We start from the raw sequence: 16151 nt of genomic DNA on the forward strand, positions 1-16151 counted from the left end.
TTTGCCAATCCGCAGATGTGTTGAAGGTTTTTGCGACAGCGAAAACGCTTTGACACAGCTGCGGATGTAATCCGCGCTTCGATGTGCAAAAGTTGGAGCGGAGCGGAAACTTTTGCACATCGGTTTGGGTATTGCCGAAGGCGGGGATTTTTAGCACAAAAGTTCAATCGAAGAACGAAAGTTGAACCTTGCACAAATCTCCAATCGAAGCACTTCAGCCCCGCTTTTGGCAATACCTTGTTGTACGACGTAGTTATTTATTTAGTTTTTAATTCGTCCAAATATTTTCGTATGTCTTTTTCTAATTTTTTGGGATAATCATAATTTAGTTTTTTCGATAATTCAGTTCCAATTTTTGAAACTAAATCAGCCATTGCAAATAAAGCATCCCAATTATCATTTTTTTTACTTCCTGAAAATGTTTGTTCTATTGTTTCCCACAAATCGGTAGTCAGGTATTTTTTAAAAAGTCTGCCGTATTTATTGGTTGTAATATTCCAATTATGTTCGCTTGAAATGTACCATTCGATTAAAGGGATTAAATAGTCTGTTCGGATATTATTTTCAGTCATAAACTTTGTATAAAACAAGTCATCCCTAATAATACATTTTGCGGTATGAGCAATGTCCCACCAAAAGTCATTTAAAACTTGTTTGAATTTTTTTTCTGTAGGTTTTTTTATTATAAAAATCTGGTGAGTAGGCTTTTTTAGACTATTTGTTAGCCCTTCTTTATCCACCAAAACTTTATAGCCAATATCCCAATCTTCGTGTAATTCATTTTTTTTTGCGTCAAGTAAAAATTCGGGTTTGCTGTATAATTTGAAATCTACTTTGACATAGTCAGCATATAAAACCATTTTCATAGCGTGTTTACCTTCGAAATAGGTTTCGTCTTCTTCAACCATTGCAATTGGATTTCCAAAATTTTCTGTCCAAGTATTGTCTGAAATATATTTGGCGTTATTTTCGAATATAAGTTCAATGTCTAAGTCGCTAAAATCGTCAACAGGTGCTAATGGATTTACAAGTGAACTTGTCAATAATACTGCTCTTATGTCTCGGTTATTTTTAGACCAATCAATTATTGCTTTTAGTTTTTCGTCACGAACTTTCATTTTTACGAGGTGGGTTTTACTATGTCGTACAACGGTTCGCGGCTTTGCGTTCGGGCGGGATTTTTAGCACTGCACTTGATACGAAGAACCACAGTTCAAATTTAGCACAAATTTTCATACGGAGAACGTCAGCCCGCCTGACGCAAAACCGATGTTAGCGGCTGTACTTTTGTCAGAGTTGAATTGTCCGTTCTATGTTTGTCTGCTCTAAAAAGGTTTCATCGTGCGAAACCACAATCAATGTCCCCCGATATTCGTTAATAGCTCTTGTCAAGATTTCAATGTTTTGTATGTCCAGATTGTTGGTTGGCTCGTCCAAAATAATAATGTCAGGCGATTGATTATTGATTGTTAAACAACACAACATTAAACGCATTTTTTCTCCGCCACTCAAAGCGTTGCAAGATTTGTCCCAATCTTCTTTGGTAAACAAAAATCGGTTAAGCCTGATTTTGATTTCGTGTTCCTGTAATGCCGAAGTATTGAATTGTTCGGCTTGTTCGTAAACTTTCAGTTTGTCGTCAATCAGCGAATAGTCTTGGTCAATATAAACCGATTTGTTGTCTGCTCTGTAAACTGTTCCTGTTTGTGGTTCTATGTTGCCTAAAATCAGTTTTATCAAGGTTGTTTTACCTGAACCGTTTTTGCCTTTTAAAGCAATGCGTTCGCCACTTATGATTTTAAAATTTAGGTTTTCTGTCCAAAGCGGTTGTGTGTCGTAACTGAAATTGAGGTCATTAGCCGTAAATAGAATTTTGCCTTTGTGCAATGCAGAATTGTCAAAGCCGAATTTCATTTTGTCAATGTCTGGCAACGAAGAACGTAGTTCCTGCAATTCCTGTGAAACACTACCGATTTTTTCAGTGTGAACACTTTTCATTTTTGATGTGCTGTTTTCGGCATTGTTTCGTAATGTGTTCATCATAATTCGGGCAACACCTGCTTTTTCCTGTTTCTTTTTTCCACGACTGTCTAATTTTTGTTGCCGTTCCAATGTTTCCCGTTCTTTTTCTTTGGCTTTTCGCAATGCTTTTTCCTTGCTTTGTAGTTCCTGATTTAAAGCATTGCTTTCTATTTGTTTTTGCTCTGTGTAAAAGTCATAATTACCGCCATAAACAGTTATTCCACGTTTGCTCAATTCGCAAACCGTGTTCAAAAGGTTCAATAATTTTCTGTCGTGGCTCACTGCAATTAAAGTGCTTTGTGTAGATTGAATAAAGTCATACAAAAGTTGTCTACCCGAAATATCCAAATGATTACTCGGCTCGTCCAGTAAAACAAGTTCAGGTTCGTGAATATAAATACCTGCAAGGAAAACTTTTGTTTTTTGTCCACCGCTTAGGGTTTCCATTTTTTTCGACAAGTCTAAATCTTTAAGTTGCCAATAGTCCAAAGCGTTATTGCAACGGTCTTCAATCGTCCAGTCATCGTCAAGAAAAGTATAGTTTTCTTCCGTTACATTTCCATTTAAAATTTCTTTCAAAGCATTGACCTTGTTTTCAATTCGTAACGCTTGTGCTACGGTCAGATGATTGTATTGTCCAAAAATCTGTGGCACATAATACGGTTTTGTATCAACACTTAATTGTCCGCCCGAAAGTTGCAACTCGCTGGCAATAATTTTCAGCAAAGTAGATTTTCCTGAACCGTTGTTACCTATTAAGGCTATTTTGTCGTGATTGTTTACTGCAAGGTTGATGTTGTCAAACAGTAAATCTTTGTTGGGGTGTATGTATGAAATATTCTGTAAAATAAGCATAATTTCTTTCTTTAAAGATTAATGAAATGGGTAAACCGCTTTGCGGATTTCCGTCTTTAATTGTCTGAAAGAAATTATATTTTACATTCTTGTCTTTAAGTTTTGTACCCGCAAATATACGAAATCTTTTTCGGATGCGGTTCATCTGTATAGCCGCTAACTTGTTTATATGTCTGACTCCGTCAGACAAATACAACGGATTTTGTAGGGATTTGTCTGATTTTTGTGAGACTTATTTTATGCGCACTAAGATATATTTTATTTCTTTACAAGTCATCAAACGGACTTTTTATCTGCTGTAAACTTTTTGTGCTTACATGCGTGTAAATCTCTGTGGTTCTGCTGCTGTTATGCCCCAATAACTCCTGAATATAGCGCAAATCCGTTCCGCTTTCCAGCAAATGGGTGGCGTAGCTGTGCCGCAGCCAATGTAAGGTTACAGGCTTTTGTATGTTGCATTTTTCTAAGGCATGCTTCAAAACACTCTGAAGGCTTCTGGGAGAATAGACCGTGCCAGCTTCCTTGCCTTCGAATAAATAGGTTTTGGGTTTGTATAGCTGATAATACATCCGCAGCAAATTCAATATCTTCGGAGATAATGGCGTAATTCTGTCCTTTTTACCTTTCCCCTGCTTTATCAGAACTATATTTCGTTTAGAATCAATGTCCATTGGTCTTAAATGAAGTAATTCGCTGCAGCGCAGACCACAACTGTAAATTAAGCATAGCATGGTCTTGTGTTTCACATTGGAATGTACTTCTAGAATGTTTTTCACCTCTTCTTTACTCAAAACATTCGGCAAAAGTTTGGGTTTTTTTGGCCTGTGAATTTTTTCAATATCAATTTTAGTGTCACGAACAGTTTTAAAGTACAGTTTTACGGCGCTTGTAATTTGGTTTTGGTAAGAAGCTGAAAAATTATTTTTTAAAATGTGTTCAGTATTAAAGTAAAGAACATCATCATTTGTAATTTCGGCAATATCTTTTTCTTTGAAAAAAAATAAAAAAGAACGGAGTGCCTCCAAATAGGTTTTAATGGTGTTTGGGCTGTACCTTTTGGCAGAAAGCCACTGATCAAATTTAGCAAGGTGTTCGCGGCCTTGGGGTGAAAGCTCCAGATCCTGTTTCTGCATTATTTTAAAGCGTTTTCGGTTCTCCAAAGTATCCGGAATGTGCCAAAGCTTTTTCTGCTGGCTCCACCTTGCGCCACTGATCATTTTTATGCGGCGGATCAGCTTCTGATCGTTTTCAAAAACAACACCAATTCGATTGTCCTCTCCATGCTTTATTAGTTTTGCAGACCAAATCATAATGTTCTGATTTTGAGAAATAAAGATAATCAAATTTGGAACACTAAATCATTTCATTAGTTTTTTTGTAGTGATGTAAATTCTGTCAATAGCGTGTGTAATATTGCATTTAATTCATAAACCTATTTGGATAGTTCTTCAATCGCAAATCACGAAATTTTATTACTTTGTAAATATTCTACCGACTACTTTTCTTCCCTCCTATTTCCGGTGTTTTTTCTGTATGCAAAACTAAAAAGGGCTGTTCTCCTAAAAAAATGAATTTGGGAATCCGTCAGCCGTTTCCTGCTGACAAACCCACCCAGGCCGTGCGGGCAAATTCATTTCGGGCTTTCATTTCATTACAGTTTTAGTCACTCTTCCCTTTTTATGTTCATTTAGCAAAGAAAGAGACACCTCCATTAAACGGATAAAGACAACAGCAGAGCGTTCTTTGACATTTCCGATAAGCTTCACATTCCCCGGAAAGTTTTCGCGATCACTTCAGAAACTCCATCAATTAAAAGAAAAAAACGTGTCCTCATTACCAAATAAATACATAAAATAATAAATAAATAATAACATAATGGCTTATCAGTATAAATCTCATAAAAGAATAATTAACTAATTAAATACGAGGACAATATACCTTACCACTACCCTACATCATTTCCTGCAGTGCAATCGTGCGTTTTGGATGGCGGAATTCATTTTGCAAATGCAAAGCAAACCTGAAGTTATTGCAGAAGCTTCTTAGGTTTGGAAATTTCTACGCCTCCAAACTCTCCATTTCACATAAAGTTGGAAGGCGGAAATCGGAACATTATTATCATTCATCACAAGCATTGGGAAGTCCCCAGTATTTACGGGTGTGAAATTTAGTTTGAAAATAACGTACTGTATCTCCCGCATGAGCGATGACTCCGAACAGATTGAATGTAATACTATACTAAAAACCTAAATACACATTATACTAATCAATCAATTAACTAAATAACTAAAGAAATAAGAAGCTCCATTTTATATATTGCGTTGAGATCAATATATTTAACCCACAAAACATTTTCTTATGAAGACGTTCACATCATTTACAGAAAAGAAACGAACAAATCAAGCAGTGCTGATTTCTGCGTTTGTTGAGGAAACTGGGAAAAATGAATCTTTTTTCCTGCCTCTCTCCGTTACGAAGATTGAGGGCAATACTCTATCCGTTGATGACGACTTTTGGAAAGCAAAATTGGTGGAAATGCAAGATCCAACAACGGAGAAGTTAGTGGCAATCTCTACGGCGCTTTACGAACCTGGTGAGAAATCAACTAAAGTTTCTGTGAGTGCCAGGTTAAAGAGCTTAGACCGAACAAACGAGATCTGGCTTTTTCTGCCCAACAGTAAAATTCAAGATGTTACCGGAACGCAAAATGAGGACGGTGGAACGAACTATACCATCAAAGTTCCGCACTGGGTCTACGAAAGTGCTTTGAAAAATGCGCTCGAGTACCAATTAAACAATTTCTGGAATAAAGACAAAGAACCTCAGGAGCATTATACGGCCGAAGACTTCACCGTTTTAAATGATATTAAATAATTGCAAAGACACGGATCTTTAAATTCGTGTCTTTATTTCATAATTAACTAAACAAATAATATCACAAATACACAATTGCATAAAGGTTGAACAATTCTATAAGCAGTGTGAAAAAACTTTCTCTGAACCCGACTAATCATAGGTGCAGTAAGGAAAAACTATTAAATAATTAACTAAACGAATAATTAAAGAATGAACTATTTGCCTAAAAACATTATCTTTACCATTCAAAATGAAAATGAAACATGAGCACAAAAGTGATATCAGTTTTAACCCAAAAGGGTGGAGTAGGTAAAACAACTACAACCATTCACCTGGCAGCCGGCTTCGCTAAGAAAGGAAGGAAAGTGCTGGTCATTGATTTTGACAGTCAGAAGAATCTGTCGCTTGGGTACAAGCTTGATGATGATACGCCATATACAGTCGTGGACTTTCTGGAGCAGAAAGAAGGCCTTGAGTTCACACAGAAAGGTGAACACAATAATATATATGTGCTGGCCGGCTCCGAACAGCTGGAAAGTTTTAAATTGGGGCGGTATGCTTTAAAGGAAAGTCTGGCGCTGCTGGAAAATTTCTTTGATTATGTGCTGATTGACTGTCCGCCGAAGCCATTGAGCGAAGGACTGACTCTGGGAGAAGTGGCCGTATGTGCGTCGGACTATGTTTTGAGTCCTATTAAGGATGATGAATATTCGTTGGCGGGAATTACTTCGTTAATTCCTTCACTGTTGAATCTCCGGGAGCGACAAAATTTAAACTTCGAATACCTTGGGTTCTTCTTCAACGCCGTGCTCGTGAACTCCAGCGACTTCCGGGCCTATTACAATGACTTTCTGGAGAATGAATTTACAAAGGATTATTTGCTGAGAACATTCATCCGTCAGGACATCAACATTAAGAAAGCCATCAAGGAAGGTAAAACCATTTTCCAGATTGATAATAAGAGCCGCGCAAGCAAGGATTACAAGAATTTGGTAAAAGAATTAAAAGCAAAAATGTTATGAAACCATCTGTGTTGAGCAACTTCGGGAAGAAAAAAGAAAGTAGTGGACAGTCTCAAAAACTGCAGGATGCATTCCAAAAAATGCAGAAAAAGGCAGCGGTTGAACCGAGGCCTGAACCTGCAGAACCTAAAACGGAACAGAAAAATGAGGAGAAGGTAAAGTCTAAGAACTATAATTTCTCGTTTTCGTCTGAGGCTGAAAATATGAATTATATTCGTGCGCTGGAATTTGAAAAACGGCGCCAGGATGCAGAGTTTTTTCAGTTCACGGCTTCGGATGTGGTAAAAGAAGGAGTGGAGCTCCTGCGGCAGACTGGCCAGCGGCTGAAAAAACGCCCGGCCGGTATGATTCCAACGCGCAGAGGCCGTGTTATGAAAGGATTAGAACTGAATAACAGGGTTAGGACTTCTTTTAGTCTTACGGAAAGTGATGTAGAGTTTATCTATGATTATATTTATACCAAGAGCGGGAATGTCCTGGGCGCTTTTACAAAGGAGGATTTTATGAATGATATGATCGGTGCACTGAAAGCCAAATATGGAGAACTGTAATAAAAAAGGGCATCTGAAAAAATCAGACGCCCTAAACATATTTCTATGTTTTTTCCTACTTCAAATCTAGTAAAAAAATAATATGAAAACAAGAGAAAGTGAAGGCTTCTTTTGTGTCGTGTATTTTTCGGACACTAAAAAAACCGCGTATTATCATAAGGTATATACTCCAAGTAAACTGGCATCTACTCTCCAAAACTGGCTTTGGATTAAAGTATTTATCGATAAAAGTATCTACTATGCAGATAGAAAAACTACCGATTATCACTGTATATTTGACAAGAACAATCCGGTTACTGAATTCTCCTTCCGGCCATTTCTAAAGAAATCTCAATGAAAGCGAAAGATAAAAGCACAGGCATAACAAAGACCTTCGACAGTTATGAAGCACAGCTGGTAACTCTGTATCCAAATGAACTGATTGATTTTCTGGGGGGAATAGAACCCCTGAAAAAGATCAATATTTTCGGTCATAGAATCATTTTTGTAATGATGGAGATGCTTAAATCAACGCAGGTTCATAAACTCTCCGTGGATGAAACAAAAGACATTATATCTAATGACTTGATGGAACGGGACGGCCGCTTTGTTTCGCTACAGGATATAAAAATGGAAGAATTGGAAAAACGCCGGTTGTTGGAGTCCGGAAAGAAACTGGCGGTAATAGAAGAAAGTTATTTTGCCGACAATTTCAGTATGTTCCAAATGATTATTCCCACTAAAGCGCTGAATGATAATGGTAACATTAAAGTTAAGGATAACAGTGTTTTTCATGAACAGCTAAAGATTCTGAAGTCTCTAGGAAACCACACAGTAAAATCCAATATCGGAGAGGAGTATCTGATCACAAATTTCATTGAAACACCGATCTTTAATAAAGGACAGAATTACATTCGATTCTATATATCAAAGGCCACGGCAAAGATGCTTCTGAACAATATAGATGGATACTCGAAGGTGTACAGAAGTATTTTATTTTCTACACCATCCACAATGCCGCTAAACGTCTACCTGTATTTGAAAAAGAAATTTGGGAAAATGAATGGGGGTAATATAAAAATCCAAAAGTTTATAGGAGACTTGTCTTTGGCAAGTCATTATTCAAAAAAATCCAAGTTGGCTGTATTCCTGGATGGTATCCAAAAGAAATTGAATGAAATTGGAAATATATCATTTGGATACAAGATCGTGGATGACAGCATTGTATTCTCTCTCTATGAGACAAAGAATACAGTGTTTATAGAGCATCAAAGTGTAGATGATTACAGGGCGAAAAACGCTTTAAAATATATTAAAAAATCAAGGAAACTAACGGATAGACACATGATTTACATCAATGGAAAGATGAAGGAGCATGGTTATGAAAAGATGAGTGTGGTGACGCGTAGTCGTTTGGATGTGAGTATTGTAGGCGCAGATTACTTGAAGTGGTTTGTTGATAAATGCGCTGAGCTAAATCTCTAACTTATATTACCCCCACCGAGTGTCCCATGAGTTTCTAATGTAGCGATATGTTTAAGGCAAGATGCTCAATTTAAAGGAATTATAATCTAAACAGTTTATTACCCCCATTAAGTGTTCCTAACAATGTTACCCCCATCGAATATCCGGAGAGGATTATTACCCCCATTGAAAGTTCCTAACTATAATTACCCCCATTGGATTTCCTTATTACCCCCATTGAAAGTACTATTACCCCCAGCAAAAGTGCTATTACCCCCACCCAATATCTCTATTACCCCCAGTAGGAATGCCCGTTACCCCCATTCAGTTTCCCCGTATAATCGTACAATACAGCAGCTGAAAGGCATTTCATGGATTTTTTTCGGCTAACTAATATTATAAGTATTATAATAATATAACTATATAAAAGATAATAAGGCGTTAGCCTGTAGCTAACCATCTTTTTATTGGATCTTAATTTTACTTTTATAGTCGGAAAAAACATTCAAATTTTTTACAAACCCTTTTTTAAGAAAAAGTTGCGCAAAAAAGAAAAATTTTAGGATTGCAAAAACGTTCAATTATGCGACTATTTTCCGGATTAACAAAAATGACGCTTTTTATGGTCGCAATAATGTATCGCAAAATAAAATAAATTTGCGATACGTTTGTGCGATATTGGAGACTTGTTTGTAAATTGCTGAAAATAAATCTTCAATTATGTTAATAGGGTACGCACGGGTTTCAACGCAGCTGCAAGATAATGCCAGCCAGATTGAGGCACTGAGGAATATTGGTTGCGAAACAATCTTTGAAGAAACAATTTCCGGTGGCCGATGGGAGAGGCCGAAACTTCAGGAACTGCTGCATTATGTTCGAAAAGGAGATACAATTGTTGTGTGGAAACTTGATCGGTTATCGCGCTCATTGAAAGATTTACTTTTTATTATGGAGCAAATTGAGAGTAGGGGGGCAGGTTTCAGAAGTCTTACGGAATCGATCGATACAACCACATCCGCCGGAAAAATGATGATGCAGATGGTGGGAGTTTTTGCAGAGTTTGAAAGAAGTATGCTCAAAGAACGAACGATAAAAGGTTTGGAGTATGCAAAAGGTCAGGGTAGAGTAGGAGGCAGGCGCCCTAAACTGAAACAGATCCAGGTTCAGGAAATCGTGCAGCTATATGCCGGTGGTAAATCCGCCGTGGAACTTGCGCAGCTTTTCAATGTCCATAAAGCGACAGTGTATAGAGTGATAAATAGCAGTAAGGAATAAAAACATTAATGACTAATTGCATAATATTTAATATAATGCAATTAAGTAGCCTTTATAATACATCACAATGGGCATTACGGTAATTTCCGTATTTAGTTTTTTCCTCCTTCTCGCTGTCTAAATGGACATCAAGTTTAGCATCATTTATCTGCTTCGATGGCCGCAACGACCTCCAGCAGGGTAAGTTGGCTGAGAAGCTTCGCAATGTCTACAGGGAAGCCACAAATTGTCGCAGGTTGATTCCGATTTATCCTCCTCATAACCGTGAAGGAATTTATCGTCTACGGCAAAATGCTTGACGGTGATGCTGGCCAGGCGGTCCGCAGGCTTGGTAAGACCGTCCACCTCCGGAAAGAAATGCAGGTTGGTGGTTTTCATCAGGAAATCGGCATGCTCTGCCGGGCTTCCACGCTTACCTTGCCCAGGATCCTGTACAGTTTAGTACGTTCGGCACTGCTGGGCTCGGACTGCAGGAGTATGAAAATCATCTTTTGGAAGGCGGTGCTGAAGTCTGCGGGATCTGCATTAAGGTACAGATCGGCAATTTCGTCAAGCTGCCATTCGGTAAGTTCGCGCCAGAATTGAGGCATGGTGATTTTCATACCGTGAAATTGGGGAAAGAAAAGAAGGGATGAAAGGACAGTTTTTTTAAATAAATTTGTTATATTAGACAGTAAGCGCGGTTTAAATCATAATTCCGATGCTAATATAATAATGAAAAATAAAAACATCACACTGGTAACTGATCCAAGATTAGAGGCGGCACTTGAAAAAATGCGTGAATTTAGCGCAAACTTAAACTCAATATTATCCCCGATTCAACTAAGCGGTGAAATTATGCGCTCAATTAGTGATCTCACTAAAATCGCTATACAGGGACAGTCTGGATTAGAAAAAATAGCAGAATCAATTCCTGATTTTAAAGACCTTTATTACTCCTCTGTGATTAAAGCTGTCACACCAAGTAACAATCAAGGATCGGGATATATTAGTGCAGGACCTATTTCTCTCCCATCATTTGTTCCTGAAGTCAATTACATCAGTTCTCCAACCACAATCGTAATTGAGGTGATTGATTAATATGCTACAATTTATAGCAGGATATTTTTTGAGAATACTCTAAATTGTATCAGCTTTGCAAAATGAAAATGCGAACCACTATTGTTGAAGAAGTTCAGCCGGACGGAACATCCGTTATTATGCAGTTTGAAGCTGATTCGAAAAAGCAGCATTTTGAAGTGCACTTCCGGGACTGGAATCCTTACCGCAACAAAATGCGGAAATGGGATTTATGGGAATTAAAGATTACCTGGGAAGCGGAAATCTTTGAGGATCCTAAAGGCAAGAATAGTTACTTCACGCATTTGATCGGGAATAATGCGGTGAAGATTTCCGGCATTATGGATTAAAACCCCCGCAATCGCAGGGATCAAATACTTATTCTCAAAGGTGGCACCTTTATAATTTTATGGGCGGTGCCAAATTGCGATTTTATACAGGTTGCTTTCCAGGCTCCTTTTACATTCCTTAAAACTTTTTAAGCGCTCCTCTTTTGTTCCGTTGCAAGTAAATAGTTTACGAACGGATGACTGTCCCTTCTTGGACTTGGGAAGTGTAAGTGAAAAAACATAAATGTTGCTCAATTTTATCACGTGTACATCGTGATTCTGCTCTCCGAAACTCATCTTTAAAATCATCTTTTTAGGTTTTGTTTAAATTAATAATTACAAATATAGCGTGCGCGATACCTCAATGTTGATTTGCTGCCTTATGCCGAAGTCAGCAATTTGAAAACAGCACAAAAAAGCCCCTAACTCGTAGGGGCGCAGATATGAACTTCTCATTTTGCAAGATTGATTTCCCCCCCCGTGTCTTAAACTAAATTATTCCATGTATGGGTTCAAACTTAATTATGACCGTTAGTTAACTGTGGACAACTGCTTTTAAGTATGTCTTTTCCGACTATGACGCGGGAATAGAAGAACATTATAGCCCATCAGTACCTATATCTCCGCAACTGAAGACCTTCAACATTCCACGGAAGTTTCATTTATTCAGTACTTCATTTGTGTTTTACAGAAGCTAGTTTCACTTTCTTTACGCCAAATACACATTAGCCTTCGCCCTGTTGCAGCTAAAAAGTATCCGGCTAAAAGTTTACTATCTCCGTAAATTTCCAGCGCTTTCCTGTTGGCAGCCATCCCTTTCAATGGAATTTATATTTTTTTTGAAGAGTTTCTTGTGACCGGAACTTTCCACGGTAGGTGAAAGCTTGCGAAACCGTAGAACGCAACAGCTTTGCTTTATTCGATTTCCGGTGTTTTTCTGTATGCAAAATTAAAAAGGGCTGTTCTCCAAAAAAATGAATTTGGGAATCCGTCAGCCTTTTCCTGCTGACAAACCCACCCAAGCCCTGCGGGCAAATTCATTTCCAGCTTTCATTCTATTCCAGTTTTAGTCGCCCTTCCCTTTTTATGGTCATTTAGCAAAGAAAAAGACACCTCAATTAAACGAATAAAGACAACGGCAGAGCGTTCTTTGACATCCCGACAAGCTCAATTATTCCTTGGTAAAGCCTATTCCGAACACTTCAAACCCCATTCAGTTAAAAGAAAAAGCGTGTCCTCATTACCAAATAAATACATAAAAAGATAAACAACTAAATAACTAATTAAATATATTTTTATGAATACAACAGCCCCTAAAAGTCAAAAAAGAAGTTCGAACCAGTCAGTTAAAGGCCAGGACAAATTTATTACCCGTATAGTTGAAAACCTTGACAAAGTAAAAGCAAAGGATTGGGAAGTTTACACTAACTATAAGTTTCAGACTCCGCGCAACCTATTTAGTCAAAATGAATATAAAGGATTTAATTTGCTTGCGCTGTATATTGACACACTGACCAACGGTTTCACAGGCAGTTTATATGCAACATTCAATTCCATTTCAAAAGCTGGTGGCAAACTCAGAAAAGGTTCTAAAGGCGTTATAATAGAGTTTTTCACCTTCGTATACAAGCATAAAGAGACGTCAAAAATTTACTCATTAGAACAAGTTAAGAAGATGCCTCCAGCCGATATTGAAAACTTGTCAAAAATGCCAGTGATCAGAAATTATGTGGTATTCAATTCTAATCAAATTGAAAATTTGGAGGAACTAAATCTAAATATTGCGACGGACGAACCTGAAGAACTTGACTTTGAAGAACGAAACAATTGCGAGAAATTCATCAATGGTCTTACTGATCACGCATCTTTGAGGGTGGAATATTTGAAGACCGCCCACGGCAGCTATTCGCCGGTTCTGGACATTGTAAGGATGCCGCTTCGAAAACATTTTATTTCAGAGGATAAGTTTTATACCACTTTGTTTCATGAAATCATTCATTGGACAGGTCACGAAAAACGATTAAACCGAAACCTTCACGAAGGCTTCAACAGCAAAGAAAAATATTCTTTTGAAGAACTGATTGCAGAGATGGGTTCGATGTTACTGGCGCTTCAATTTGGAATTACCAGCGAACTTTTAAACTCGATTCGCTACCTGAAAGGTTGGTCCGATACGAACAAAGAAAACAGAATTGAATGCATTAAAAGTGCTTTCATTTTCTCCAAGAAATCGAAAAAATATTTGGAACAATTTTAAGCGAAAACCCTTCACAAAGTGAAGGGTTTTTTGTGTTTGAAAGAACAGCAATCGAATAAAGTTTAATATTAAAACCGAAGGATATGCCAACAGTAACGACTAATTGAGAAATGCAGTTTGTACTATTAACAGCAAATTTGTATTTTGACCTTTGATACTTAGCTTTTTCGCCTAATAATTTTCAGGAAAATGTTTTTCCTGCAGAAAATTTACGTGTTGGAATGGAAAGCAAGAGGAAACGTGTCTTAAAAGACAACGTTCAGGCAATCAAGCACATAGTGCTTTGGAAGGTTATTAACTAGACTATAATGTAGCCTATTAAATTTGTAAACAATTTGTTATCAATAAAGTATGGATAAAAAAGTAGACCAAATAACATCCTATTCAAAGAAAATGTATGTTTCAGAACATACATTAGAACAGTTTCGTGAGATAAAGAAAAATCTCCGATTTAAAACCGATAATGAACTTGTTCTGTACCTCATTTCTGAGAAGAAAACAGAAGTGGAAGAGTTTATAAAAATTACCGAAAGAGAGAAAACGGTAGCTGAAATGGAGAAGCACATTTTTGCAAGAATTGAAAGTGTGCAGAAGCGACTTTCTAAATATGCTACCCTGTATTTTGACAAAATAATTGACGGGTATAACCTGCAGGAAAGATCTGTTGTGGAGATCTTAAAAGCAATCAATAATTCAGATTCCGGGGAACAAAAAGTTGCACCCCCAGTAAATGACCAGGCAATCAATAAATTGGAAAATGAAAAAGCTGAGCTTCTGGAAGAGCTCCTGCAGAGTAATCAAACTATACAGAATTTGGAGAAGAAAATAAATGTGATTAAGGCAAGATTCGAATTAAAGTCAGGCGCTTTTTCCAGATCATTTGAAGCCAGGTTGAGTAGAGACGATTTTGAAAAAATATTTGAAGGCTGATGCACATATCCTTTACTAAACATAATCCTGATCTGTCTCCATCCTGTAAAAGCGTGACCGAATATCTTGATAAGGAAAATTACGGCAGGGAGCAGGTGGTGGAGGCTTATTTCCAGGAACTCGAAGATCTTTCCGGAAACAACTTCGATGATAACCTGGAACGGCAGAATTTATTTTTTACCAACGACAGAGAGCAGGAGGAACTTTTTCTTTCACAGGAAGAAGCCACAGATTTGATTGACAATAATTCCGGAAGCCGACATCGTCAAACCCAGAGCAATTTTTTCATACTTAATATTTCCCCCAGCAAGGACGAACTTGATCATTTAGAAGCAGTTTCGGAAAGAGAATTGAAGAATAGGGGATTCGGGGAAAAGGAACGTAAAATACTGGAAGCAACAGAGCGGGGTAAACTGCAGTATGAAATTATGAAGAATGATCTGATGCATCAGATGTTGCGGGAGTACGCCAAGGATGTGATGAGAGATTATGCCGAAAACTTTGAGAGGAAAGTCTATCTTAATCCTGAGAATTTGCCTTCGCAGAAGGAAGAAAAAATTATTAATCAGGAAACCAAAAAAGAATTGAGACGCTTGGGGCTTCAGATTGGTGACAAAGAATACGATGAAAATTACCAGAGGGTAAGAGAGGAACAAGCACGTGAACTGGGCCGGGATCTGCGTATGAGGCCACTAACTGAGCAGGATCTTGCGTGGGTGGGAAAAATTGAGCAGGAGAGGACTTACAAAGCCAATGATAAATGGGTAATGAACAACCGCAAATATGAAAAGGATATCGCCAGGATTCAGCAGGACACAGTCCTTTCGTCAAAGCAAAAAGAAGAGCAGTCAGAAAAGATTAGGTCACGCATGCACAGGGACGGTGTAACCGGTGAGATCGTGAGGGAAGGCATGAAAAAAGGAGGAAAACAGTACCATATACACATCATAGTGTCCCGATACGATAACTGTCCCAATAGACGATACAAAGGTTCCATTTCACCACTGGCCAATCACCGGAAATCAAAGATGGCAAATAAAAATGCGGTGGTGGGCTTCAATAGAGACCGATTCTTCAGCAAAACGGAAGAAAGTTTTGACCGAAAATTTATGTACGACCGGCCACCTGCCCATAGCTATAAAGGCTATAAAGAAAGAAAGCAGGAAAGAAACCGTACGCACACTACTGTATCCTCAGTTAGTAACTATACCCGCAAAACGGGGCAGGCACTGATTCGGCCTCTCATTGAAGAATCCACACGAAATACCGGAGTGAATGAGATCAGCAAACTGAACATGCTGAACAACATCAGCCAGGAGTTAGGTTTCCGCATTCCTATGAGTGTTCCGAAGACCCCAATGGAGACTGCAGTAAGAATTATCCGAATGGCTACAGGAAAACTTCAGGACGCGTCACGAGGATTTTAAATACTGCTTTGAAATTAGTAGACAAAATTAAAGGTAAGAACAACCGAAGTTAGATTTTAATATTCAGCACGATAGCATGGAACTTTATGATCTCACATTAAGAAACTGGCTCATTATTATTACTG

General features: G+C 37.9%; 16 protein-coding genes. 11 read left to right on the forward strand and 5 right to left on the reverse strand.

From position 1 onward, the window contains the following. Positions 1-257 precede the first annotated feature (257 nt). The 3 genes from P0M11_RS12590 to xerA all read right to left on the reverse strand — a co-directional run bounded on the left by P0M11_RS12590 (position 258) and on the right by xerA (position 4187). The gene (locus P0M11_RS12590) at positions 258-1118 is read right to left on the reverse strand and encodes an AadS family aminoglycoside 6-adenylyltransferase (protein ID WP_025069680.1); all 861 of its coding nucleotides are present in this window, start codon (positions 1116-1118) and stop codon (positions 258-260) included. A gap of 172 nt (positions 1119-1290) precedes the next feature. Next, positions 1291-2877 carry a ribosomal protection-like ABC-F family protein gene (abc-f, locus tag P0M11_RS12595; RefSeq protein ID WP_275625997.1) on the reverse strand — a complete coding sequence of 529 codons (1587 nt, stop codon included), beginning with the start codon at positions 2875-2877 and terminating at the stop codon, positions 1291-1293. 266 nt (positions 2878-3143) lie between these two features. Continuing rightward, the gene (gene xerA / locus P0M11_RS12600; RefSeq protein WP_275625998.1) at positions 3144-4187 is read right to left on the reverse strand and encodes a site-specific tyrosine recombinase/integron integrase; all 1044 of its coding nucleotides are present in this window, start codon (positions 4185-4187) and stop codon (positions 3144-3146) included. 1048 nt (positions 4188-5235) lie between these two features. Between xerA and P0M11_RS12605 the strand changes: the two genes are divergently transcribed. From P0M11_RS12605 to P0M11_RS12630, 6 genes are all read left to right on the forward strand, one after another. Beyond that, on the forward strand, positions 5236-5751 hold the full coding sequence (locus P0M11_RS12605; RefSeq protein ID WP_275625999.1) for a hypothetical protein: 516 nt from the start codon (positions 5236-5238) through the stop codon (positions 5749-5751). 245 nt (positions 5752-5996) lie between these two features. Then, on the forward strand, positions 5997-6755 hold the full coding sequence (locus tag P0M11_RS12610) for a ParA family protein (protein WP_275626000.1): 759 nt from the start codon (positions 5997-5999) through the stop codon (positions 6753-6755). After that, on the forward strand, positions 6752-7306 hold the full coding sequence (locus tag P0M11_RS12615; protein ID WP_275626001.1) for a hypothetical protein: 555 nt from the start codon (positions 6752-6754) through the stop codon (positions 7304-7306). Before P0M11_RS12610 ends, P0M11_RS12615 begins: the two co-directional genes overlap by 4 nt. An 82-nt stretch (positions 7307-7388) precedes the next feature. After that, positions 7389-7643: a hypothetical protein gene (locus tag P0M11_RS12620; protein WP_158065589.1), complete on the forward strand. Its 255-nt coding sequence runs from the start codon at positions 7389-7391 to the stop codon at positions 7641-7643. After that, positions 7640-8770 carry a hypothetical protein gene (locus P0M11_RS12625; protein ID WP_275626002.1) on the forward strand — a complete coding sequence of 377 codons (1131 nt, stop codon included), beginning with the start codon at positions 7640-7642 and terminating at the stop codon, positions 8768-8770. The genes P0M11_RS12620 and P0M11_RS12625 overlap by 4 nt, the downstream gene beginning before the upstream one ends. A gap of 699 nt (positions 8771-9469) precedes the next feature. Next, a complete protein-coding gene (locus P0M11_RS12630; RefSeq protein ID WP_275626003.1) occupies positions 9470-10024 on the forward strand; it encodes a recombinase family protein in 555 nt (184 codons plus the stop codon). Positions 10025-10168: 144 nt separating this feature from the next. Here P0M11_RS12630 and P0M11_RS12635 read toward each other — a convergent pair whose 3' ends face one another. Together P0M11_RS12635 and P0M11_RS12640 are read right to left on the reverse strand one after the other, a co-directional pair. Beyond that, complete coding sequence (locus tag P0M11_RS12635) at positions 10169-10402, reverse strand: hypothetical protein (RefSeq protein WP_275626004.1); 234 nt, start codon at positions 10400-10402, stop codon at positions 10169-10171. Then, positions 10402-10626 carry a hypothetical protein gene (locus tag P0M11_RS12640; protein ID WP_275626005.1) on the reverse strand — a complete coding sequence of 75 codons (225 nt, stop codon included), beginning with the start codon at positions 10624-10626 and terminating at the stop codon, positions 10402-10404. Before P0M11_RS12640 ends, P0M11_RS12635 begins: the two co-directional genes overlap by 1 nt. A gap of 112 nt (positions 10627-10738) precedes the next feature. Between P0M11_RS12640 and P0M11_RS12645 the strand changes: the two genes are divergently transcribed. From P0M11_RS12645 to P0M11_RS12665, 5 genes are all read left to right on the forward strand, one after another. Beyond that, positions 10739-11104, forward strand: a complete 366-nt coding sequence (locus tag P0M11_RS12645) for a hypothetical protein (protein ID WP_275626006.1) — start codon at positions 10739-10741, stop codon at positions 11102-11104. Positions 11105-11172: 68 nt separating this feature from the next. Further along, positions 11173-11433 (forward strand): hypothetical protein, encoded by a 261-nt coding sequence (locus P0M11_RS12650; RefSeq protein WP_275626007.1) that lies wholly within the window; start codon positions 11173-11175, stop codon positions 11431-11433. A 1276-nt stretch (positions 11434-12709) separates the two neighbouring features. After that, positions 12710-13669 carry a zincin-like metallopeptidase domain-containing protein gene (locus tag P0M11_RS12655; RefSeq protein WP_275626008.1) on the forward strand — a complete coding sequence of 320 codons (960 nt, stop codon included), beginning with the start codon at positions 12710-12712 and terminating at the stop codon, positions 13667-13669. 351 nt (positions 13670-14020) lie between these two features. After that, complete coding sequence (locus P0M11_RS12660; RefSeq protein WP_275626009.1) at positions 14021-14599, forward strand: hypothetical protein; 579 nt, start codon at positions 14021-14023, stop codon at positions 14597-14599. Continuing rightward, a complete protein-coding gene (locus P0M11_RS12665; RefSeq protein WP_275626010.1) occupies positions 14599-16026 on the forward strand; it encodes a DUF5712 family protein in 1428 nt (475 codons plus the stop codon). Before P0M11_RS12660 ends, P0M11_RS12665 begins: the two co-directional genes overlap by 1 nt. Positions 16027-16151: the final 125 nt, after the last annotated feature.

This window comes from Kaistella sp. PBT33-4, assembly GCF_029194425.1.
Taxonomy (GTDB): Bacteria; Bacteroidota; Bacteroidia; order Flavobacteriales; family Weeksellaceae; genus Marnyiella.

Bases quoted from the DNA above. Each gene is read 5' to 3' on its own strand.
- P0M11_RS12590 (WP_025069680.1), bottom strand. From the start codon at position 1,118: ATGAAAGTTCGTGACGAAAAACTAAAAGCAATAATTGATTGGTCTAAA.
- abc-f (WP_275625997.1), bottom strand. From the start codon at position 2,877: ATGCTTATTTTACAGAATATTTCATACATACACCCCAACAAAGATTTA.
- xerA (WP_275625998.1), bottom strand. From the start codon at position 4,187: ATGATTTGGTCTGCAAAACTAATAAAGCATGGAGAGGACAATCGAATT.
- P0M11_RS12605 (WP_275625999.1), top strand. From the start codon at position 5,236: ATGAAGACGTTCACATCATTTACAGAAAAGAAACGAACAAATCAAGCA.
- P0M11_RS12610 (WP_275626000.1), top strand. From the start codon at position 5,997: ATGAGCACAAAAGTGATATCAGTTTTAACCCAAAAGGGTGGAGTAGGT.
- P0M11_RS12615 (WP_275626001.1), top strand. From the start codon at position 6,752: ATGAAACCATCTGTGTTGAGCAACTTCGGGAAGAAAAAAGAAAGTAGT.
- P0M11_RS12620 (WP_158065589.1), top strand. From the start codon at position 7,389: ATGAAAACAAGAGAAAGTGAAGGCTTCTTTTGTGTCGTGTATTTTTCG.
- P0M11_RS12625 (WP_275626002.1), top strand. From the start codon at position 7,640: ATGAAAGCGAAAGATAAAAGCACAGGCATAACAAAGACCTTCGACAGT.
- P0M11_RS12630 (WP_275626003.1), top strand. From the start codon at position 9,470: ATGTTAATAGGGTACGCACGGGTTTCAACGCAGCTGCAAGATAATGCC.
- P0M11_RS12635 (WP_275626004.1), bottom strand. From the start codon at position 10,402: ATGAAAACCACCAACCTGCATTTCTTTCCGGAGGTGGACGGTCTTACC.
- P0M11_RS12640 (WP_275626005.1), bottom strand. From the start codon at position 10,626: ATGAAAATCACCATGCCTCAATTCTGGCGCGAACTTACCGAATGGCAG.
- P0M11_RS12645 (WP_275626006.1), top strand. From the start codon at position 10,739: ATGAAAAATAAAAACATCACACTGGTAACTGATCCAAGATTAGAGGCG.
- P0M11_RS12650 (WP_275626007.1), top strand. From the start codon at position 11,173: ATGCGAACCACTATTGTTGAAGAAGTTCAGCCGGACGGAACATCCGTT.
- P0M11_RS12655 (WP_275626008.1), top strand. From the start codon at position 12,710: ATGAATACAACAGCCCCTAAAAGTCAAAAAAGAAGTTCGAACCAGTCA.
- P0M11_RS12660 (WP_275626009.1), top strand. From the start codon at position 14,021: ATGGATAAAAAAGTAGACCAAATAACATCCTATTCAAAGAAAATGTAT.
- P0M11_RS12665 (WP_275626010.1), top strand. From the start codon at position 14,599: ATGCACATATCCTTTACTAAACATAATCCTGATCTGTCTCCATCCTGT.